At 43.9% G+C, this 8,578-nt stretch carries 2 protein-coding genes; both read right to left on the reverse strand.

The features are described from left to right. Positions 1-2,049: hypothetical protein (locus ACM55I_RS16105; RefSeq protein ID WP_416847861.1), on the reverse strand; the 2,049-nt coding region annotated here is incomplete at its 3' end. A 522-nt stretch (positions 2,050-2,571) separates the two neighbouring features. Continuing rightward, positions 2,572-8,526: a T9SS type A sorting domain-containing protein gene (locus ACM55I_RS16110; protein WP_416847862.1), complete on the reverse strand. Its 5,955-nt coding sequence runs from the start codon at positions 8,524-8,526 to the stop codon at positions 2,572-2,574. Between the last annotated feature and the right edge of the window lie 52 nt (positions 8,527-8,578).

Below are 8,578 nucleotides of genomic sequence, written 5' to 3' on the forward strand. Positions count from 1 at the left end.
ATCTGTTTTTGTACATCCATTTGCTCCTGTTACCGTTACAGTATAAGTTGTTGTGGCAGCTGGTGAAGCTACAGGATTGGCAATATTTGTTGCACTCAATCCCGCTGCCGGTGACCAAGAATAGGAAACACCTCCGCTGGCTCCCAAAGTGGTACTTGTAGTGGTGCAATTTATGGTCACATCGCTGCCCGCATTGGCTACAGGTAATACTTTGTCAACAGTCACTATCACATCATCTGTTTTTGTACATCCATTTGCTCCTGTTACCGTTACAGTGTAAGTTGTTGTGGCAGTAGGTGAAGCTACAGGATTGGCAATATTTGTTGCACTCAATCCCGCTGCCGGTGACCAAGAATAGGAAACACCTCCGCTGGCTCCCAAAGTGGTACTTGTAGTGGTGCAATTTATGGTCACATCGCTGCCCGCATTGGCAATTGGTAAGGCTTTGTCTACAGTCACTATCACATCATCTGTTTTTGTACATCCATTTGCTCCTGTTACCGTTACAGTATAAGTTGTTGTGGCAGTAGGTGAAGCTACAGGATTGGCAATATTTGTTGCACTCAATCCCGCTGCCGGTGACCAAGAATAGGAAACACCTCCGCTGGCTCCCAAAGTGGCACTTGTAGTGGTGCAATTTATGGTCACATCGCTGCCCGCATTGGGAATTGGTGGGGGTAAAACTGTCAATACAACATCGTCAGAAACAATACATCCAAAAGCAGTTTTTACCGTAAAACGTAAGGTAGCTGGAGAACCTGTAACAGTCACATTGCTTGTAAGTGCCGAATTAGCAGCAATTGTTGCCGTACCAGAAACAACACTCCATGTAGTGCTGCTGATTACATCTCCAGGGCTAGGAGTGGCTACTCCTGTAACCGAAAAAACACTTCCACATTGTGATTGATCTTGGCCGGCATTTGCCACCCCAATTTGCAGGGATACCTGCTTTGCATTTATAAAATCAACAATAGTAGCGGTAGGAGATTGAGAGGTTTTCGTCTTGATGAATAATGTTTTTACTCCCAGACTTGTGCAGGGATCTATAGCACCAAGCAATGCTGTCAAATCTATGGCTGCTTCCACAAATAAATTGGAAGAATATTGATTGAGACCAAAGGCACTAAAAGATACGGGAACGGTTCCTGCATTGGTAGAGGCGTAAACTGATCCTGCTGGACTAGAGGATGTCTTATCAACATAATCATAAATACCACCCGTCAAATCCCATTTATTTACAAAAAATTCCGCAGCCCCACCTCCATTTGTCAAAGCCAACGTTAAGAGAATATCGCCTTTAGTTCGCCCATTGTTAGGACCCGCAGAAGAGAAAGTGCCATTAGGATTATCTGTCATTGTATTTTGTAACAATTCAAAATCTATGTAGGCATTACCACTGTTACTGCGCCGATCTGCAGCAACAATAAGCCAGGTATGGATAATACCCCCTACATTTGATGTGGTAAAATGAAATAACGCATTGTTTATATCGCATTTTCCAAGTGCACCATTATTTGTCCAAGTCCATATGTTTGGGTTGTCATTAAACTTTTTACCACCCGAAAAATTATTTTCTGATGTATTGTAAAGATCCGTTAAATGAAAAGTTGTTAAAGTATTAACAGGTGCGCCAGCTGTAGTTAAAACATTACCACCACCACCGGAAATACCTGGCAACCAGTCACCTTTACCGGATACTGGTGTATTAGCCTGCAGGTCGCCTTCAATTTGAAAACCTCCTGCTGGTGTATTAACAGTAGCAATACCGGGAAGTACCTGTGCATTTATTTGTGTAGAAAAAAATAAGAAACATACTGATAAAAATACCATCAAGTTTCCAAAAGAGAAAAATAATTCCTCAAACCTCGATTTTGAAACACTATTATGGTAATATCGTTTTGTAAAATCCATATTTTGTGATTGAGGATTAAAATAGAATAAATTAGGTGTTTTTATACCTAATGTAGAAATTGTATTTTTCGATAAAATGCAACACTTAATTTTGCCTGATAAAATTTCGAAAAACGTCAGAAGTGAATTTTTTTCCATGATAAAAAAGTTTTAAACCATACTTGTTATATAGCAAGAAACTAGCAGACTGGGGACTAAAAACTTTTAGAAAAAACAAAAACAACTTCATAAAACAACTTAATGAAGAACTCCATCGTCAAAAGCATATTTTATTTTGGGGAAATAAACAACCTTTTAATAACCAAAATGGGGCTTTAAAAAACCTTAAAACCTAATTTTTAAATAAAAAAGGTAGAATAAAAAAATAGAAAGCTTACGTTTTGAAAGTCAAAACTTACTATGGCAATACACCTTCATAAACAATTTTATGAAACACATCATCATCAAAAGGATATTGTATTGTGGGAAGCAATAGCTAAAATCTTTTTATTAACCAGCAAGCAAGTTTATAAAAAAACAACTTTAAATTTGATTGTTTTTTTATAAAATAAAAATTAATTACTGAGTAAAAAAAACCTCGAAAATTTTCACTTCCGAGGTTTTATTTTATACTCTAATCCGTTTCATTCTTTTTTTAAGGATTAGACAATTATTTAAAATCTATTTAGAAGACATTACTTTTTTTACACTACTTCCTCGATCTGTAGTTACTTTCACAATATAAACCTGTTCTTGACCTCTAAATGAATGAAGGTGTAACGAGATTTCTTTGTTCAAATAACTATTGGTATCCGTTTTTGAAAGCACTGAAATCCCTTGTGCGTCATATACATCGATTACTACATTAGACACATAATCAAAATCGTATCTGATCGTAAGTATATCTTTAAAAGGGACTGGATAAGCAGTAAAATCAGCATTAGAACTCAAACCAACTTCTTTATGGGTAGCACTAGTTCCTCCTAATGGACAACCTGAATTATTAAGAATATCCAGTTGAGTTGCCAATGTTCCAGGTGCGTTTCCTCCTGCTAAATAAGCTGCGTTAACAGCATTTATTACTGATTGAGTATTACTACCATAAGGCGCTGGATAATCAACTTCGTCGCTACAAGCATTCAATAAAGCGGCTACCCCTTGACGAGCTAAATTATAAATACCTCCGCCTCCTAAGTTTAGAGCTTGCAATAAAGTTAAATTAGCAAGATTAGACGGTGCATTTACAAACACATTACCAAACAACATGGAGGGAGTATAAGAGGAACACCATCTGTCAGTATGGTTTTTCCAATATCCTAAAGTACATCCTTCACAGGCAGGTACAATAATACTTTGACTGCATGAAGTTGATGTATTACCACAAGCGTCAGTGGCAGTCCAGATTTTTGTATAAGTCACTGAGCCATCTGCATTATTTGTTGTAGTAACACCCAAATCATTGATAGTTGGATTTGAATCACAACTATCACTTGCTGTTGGAGTACCAAAGACTGGTGTTGCACCACATGCAACTGTTTGACCAGCTGGACAAATAAGAGTTGGCGGTGTAACATCATGAACATTGATCGTTTGTGAAGCACTGGAATGGTTACCACAATCGTCTGTTGCAGTCCAGGTTCTGGTCACACTATAATTACCAGCACAATTACCTGGAGTAGTCACATCAGCAAAAGTTAATGTCACTGAAGCATCACAAGCATCAGTTGCGGTAGCTTGCGCAAAGGCTGGCACGGCTGGACAATTGATAGTGGACGCGGTAGGCAATGTGGCAATTACCGGCGCAGTGATATCCTGAACATTGATCGTTTGTGAAGCACTGGAATGATTGCCACAGTCATCTGTAGCAGTCCAAGTTCTGGTCACGCTGTAATTACCGGCACAACTGCCCGGAGTAGTTACATCTTTAAAGGTCAAGGTCACCGAAGCATCACAAGCATCAGTTGCGGTAGCTTGCGCAAAGGCTGGCACGGCTGGACAATTGATAGTGGTTGCAGCTGGCAGTGTTGCGATTACCGGAGCCGTGATATCCTGAACATTGATCGTTTGTGAAGCACTGGAATGATTGCCACAGTCATCTGTAGCAGTCCAAGTTCTGGTCACGCTGTAATTACCGGCACAACTGCCCGGAGTAGTTACATCTTTAAAGGTCAAGGTCACTTCTGGATCACAAGTATCAGTTGCGGTAGCTTGCGCAAAGGCTGGCACGGCTGGACAATTGATAGTGGACGCGGCAGGCAATGTTGCGATTACCGGAGCCGTAATATCCTGAACATTGATCGTTTGTGAAGCACTGGAATGGTTGCCACAGTCATCTGTAGCAGTCCAGGTTCTGGTTACGCTGTAATTACCGGCACAACTGCCCGGAGTAGTTACATCTTTAAAGGTCAAGGTCACCGAAGCATCACACGTATCAGTTGCGGTAGCTTGCGCAAAGGCTGGCACGGCTGAACAATTAATAGTGGTTACAGCTGGCAGTGTTGCGATTACCGGAGCCGTAATATCCTGAACATTGATCGTTTGTGAAGCACTGGAATGGTTACCACAGTTATCTGTAGCAGTCCAGGTTCTGGTTACGCTGTAATTACCGGCACAACTGCCCGGAGTAGTTACATCAGCAAAAGTCAAAGTCACTGAAGCATCACAAGTATCAGTTGCGGTAGCTTGCGCAAAGGCAGGCACGGCTGGACAATTAATAGTGGTTGCAGCTGGCAGTGTTGCGATTGCCGGTGCAGTGATATCCTGAACATTGATCGTTTGTGAAGCACTGGAATGGTTACCACAGTCATCTGTAGCAGTCCAAGTTCTGGTTACGCTGTAATTACCGGCACAACTGCCCGGAGTAGTTACATCTTTAAAGGTCAAAGTCACTGAAGCATCACAAGTATCAGTTGCGGTAGCTTGCGCAAAGGCTGGCAAGGCAGGACAATTGATAGTGGACGCGGCAGGCAATGCTGCGATTACAGGTGCAGTGATGTCCTGAACATTGATCGTTTGTGAAGCACTGGAATGATTGCCACAGTCATCTGTAGCAGTCCAGGTTCTGGTCACGCTGTAATTACCGGCACAACTGCCCGGAGTAGTTACATCTTTAAAGGTCAAGGTAACCGAAGCATCACAAGCATCAGTTGCGGTAGCTTGCGCAAAGGCTGGCACGGCTGGACAATTGATAGTGGACGCGGCAGGCAATGTTGCGATTACCGGAGCCGTAATATCCTGAACATTGATCGTTTGTGAAGCACTGGAATGGTTACCACAGTCATCTGTAGCAGTCCAAGTTCTGGTCACGCTGTAATTACCTGAACAGCTGCCTGGAGTAGTTACATCAGCAAAAGTCAAAGTCACTGAAGCATCACAAGTATCAGTTGCGGTAGCCTGTGCGAATGATGGCACGGCTGGACAATTGATAGTGGTTGCGACAGGCAATGCTGCGATTACCGGAGCCGTAATATCCTGAACATTGATCGTTTGTGAAGCACTGGAATGATTGCCACAGTCATCTGTAGCAGTCCAAGTTCTGGTTACGCTGTAATTACCGGCACAACTGCCTGGAGTAGTTACATCAGCAAAAGTCAAAGTCACTGAAGCATCACAAGTATCAGTTGCGGTAGCCTGTGCGAATGATGGCACGGCAGGACAATTGATAGTGGATGCGGCAGGCAATGCTGCGATTACCGGTGCAGTGATATCCTGAACATTGATCGTTTGTGAAGCACTGGAATGATTGCCACAGTCATCTGTAGCAGTCCAAGTTCTGGTCACGCTGTAATTACCGGCACAACTGCCCGGAGTAGTTACATCTTTAAAGGTCAAAGTCACTGAAGCATCACAAGTATCAGTTGCGGTAGCTTGCGCAAAGGCTGGCAAGGCAGGACAATTGATAGTGGACGCGGCAGGCAATGCTGCGATTACAGGTGCAGTGATGTCCTGAACATTGATCGTTTGTGAAGCACTGGAATGATTGCCACAGTCATCTGTAGCAGTCCAGGTTCTGGTCACGCTGTAATTACCGGCACAACTGCCTGGAGTAGTTACATCTTTAAAGGTCAAGGTAACCGAAGCATCACAAGCATCAGTTGCGGTAGCTTGCGCAAAGGCTGGCACGGCTGGACAATTGATAGTGGTTGCAGCTGGCAGTGTTGCGATTACCGGAGCCGTAATATCCTGAACATTGATCGTTTGTGAAGCACTGGAATGGTTACCACAGTCATCTGTAGCAGTCCAAGTTCTGGTCACGCTGTAATTACCTGAACAGCTGCCTGGAGTAGTTACATCAGCAAAAGTCAAAGTCACTGAAGCATCACAAGTATCAGTTGCGGTAGCCTGTGCGAATGATGGCACGGCTGGACAATTGATAGTGGTTGCGACAGGCAATGCTGCGATTACAGGAGCCGTAATATCCTGAACATTGATCGTTTGTGAAGCACTGGAATGATTGCCACAGTCATCTGTAGCAGTCCAAGTTCTGGTTACGCTGTAATTACCGGCACAACTGCCTGGAGTAGTTACATCAGCAAAAGTCAAAGTCACTGAAGCATCACAAGTATCAGTTGCGGTAGCCTGTGCGAATGATGGCACGGCAGGACAATTGATAGTGGATGCGGCAGGCAATGCTGCGATTACCGGTGCAGTGATATCCTGAACATTGATCGTTTGTGAAGCACTGGAATGATTGCCACAGTCATCTGTAGCAGTCCAAGTTCTGGTCACACTGTAATTTCCCGCACAGTTGCCTGGAGTAGTTACATCTTTAAAGGTCAAAGTCACTGAAGCATCACAAGTATCAGTTGCGGTAGCCTGTGCGAATGATGGCACGGCAGGACAATTGATAGTGGATGTGGCAGGCAGTGTTGCGATTACAGGTGCAGTGATATCCTGAACATTGATCGTTTGTGAAGCACTGGAATGGTTACCACAGTCATCTGTAGCAGTCCAGGTTCTAGTCACGCTGTAATTACCGGCACAACTGCCTGGAATAGTTACATCTTTAAAGGTCAAAGTCACTGAAGCATCACAAGTATCAGTTGCGGTAGCTTGCGCAAAGGCTGGCAAGGCAGGACAATTGATAGTGGACGCGGCAGGCAATGCTGCGATTACCGGAGCCGTAATATCCTGAACATTGATCGTTTGTGAAGCACTGGAATGATTGCCACAGTCATCTGTAGCAGTCCAAGTTCTGGTCACGCTGTAATTACCGGCACAACTGCCCGGAGTAGTTACATCTTTAAAGGTCAAGGTCACTTCTGGATCACAAGTATCAGTTGCGGTAGCTTGTGCGAATGATGGCACGGCTGGACAATTGATAGTGGACGCGGCAGGCAATGCTGCGATTACAGGTGCAGTGATATCCTGAACATTGATCGTTTGTGAAGCACTGGAATGATTGCCACAGTCATCTGTAGCAGTCCAGGTTCTGGTCACGCTGTAATTACCGGCACAACTGCCTGGAGTAGTTACATCTTTAAAGGTCAAGGTCACTTCTGGATCACAAGTATCAGTTGCGGTAGCTTGTGCGAATGATGGCACGGCTGGACAATTGATAGTGGACGCGGCAGGTAATGCTACGATTACAGGTGCAGTGATATCCTGAACATTGATCGTTTGTGAAGCACTGGAATGATTGCCACAGTCATCTGTAGCAGTCCAAGTTCTGGTCACACTGTAATTTCCCGCACAACTGCCTGGAGTAGTTACATCTTTAAAGGTCAAAGTCACTTCTGGATCACAAGTATCAGTTGCGTTAGCTTGTGCGAATGATGGCACGGCTGGACAATTAATAGTGGTTGCAGCTGGCAGTGTTGCGATTACCGGAGCAGTGATGTCCTGAACATTGATCGTTTGTGAAGCACTGGAATGGTTACCACAGTCATCTGTAGCAGTCCAAGTTCTGGTCACACTGTAATTTCCCGCACAGTTGCCTGAAGTAGTTACATCTTTAAAGGTCAAAGTCACTGAAGCATCACAAGTATCAGTTGCGGTAGCTTGTGCGAATGATGGCACGGCTGGACAATTAATAGTGGTTGCAGCTGGCAGTGTTGCGATTACCGGAGCAGTGATGTCCTGAACATTGATCGTTTGTGAAGCACTGGAATGGTTACCACAGTCATCTGTAGCAGTCCAAGTTCTGGTCACACTGTAATTTCCCGCACAGTTGCCTGGAGTAGTTACATCTTTAAAGGTCAAAGTCACTGAAGCATCACAAGTATCAGTTGCGGTAGCCTGTGCGAATGATGGCACGGCTGGACAATTGATAGTGGTTGCGACAGGCAATGCTGCGATTACCGGAGCCGTAATATCCTGAACATTGATCGTTTGTGAAGCACTGGAATGATTGCCACAGTCATCTGTAGCAGTCCAAGTTCTGGTCACACTGTAATTTCCCGCACAGTTGCCTGGAGTAGTTACATCAGCAAAAGTCAAAGAAGCAACTGCACAATTATCCGTTGCTGTCGCTTGGATAAAGGAAGGCACGGCTGGACAATTGATATTCGATGCGGCTGGTAAGGCGGCAATTACAGGTGCTACTAAATCTGCAATCCAGGTTGCTGTGTGGGAAACTGGTGTTGCTGCGTTACCACAGGCATCAGTTACGTTCCAGGTTCTGGTTTGTGAACGCAAACAACCATTGATTGTGATTGTTCCATCTGTGAATGTTGGAGTTACCACACCA

Origin of the sequence: Flavobacterium algoris (assembly GCF_048158525.1) — a bacterium.
Classification (GTDB): domain Bacteria; phylum Bacteroidota; class Bacteroidia; order Flavobacteriales; family Flavobacteriaceae; genus Flavobacterium; species Flavobacterium algoris.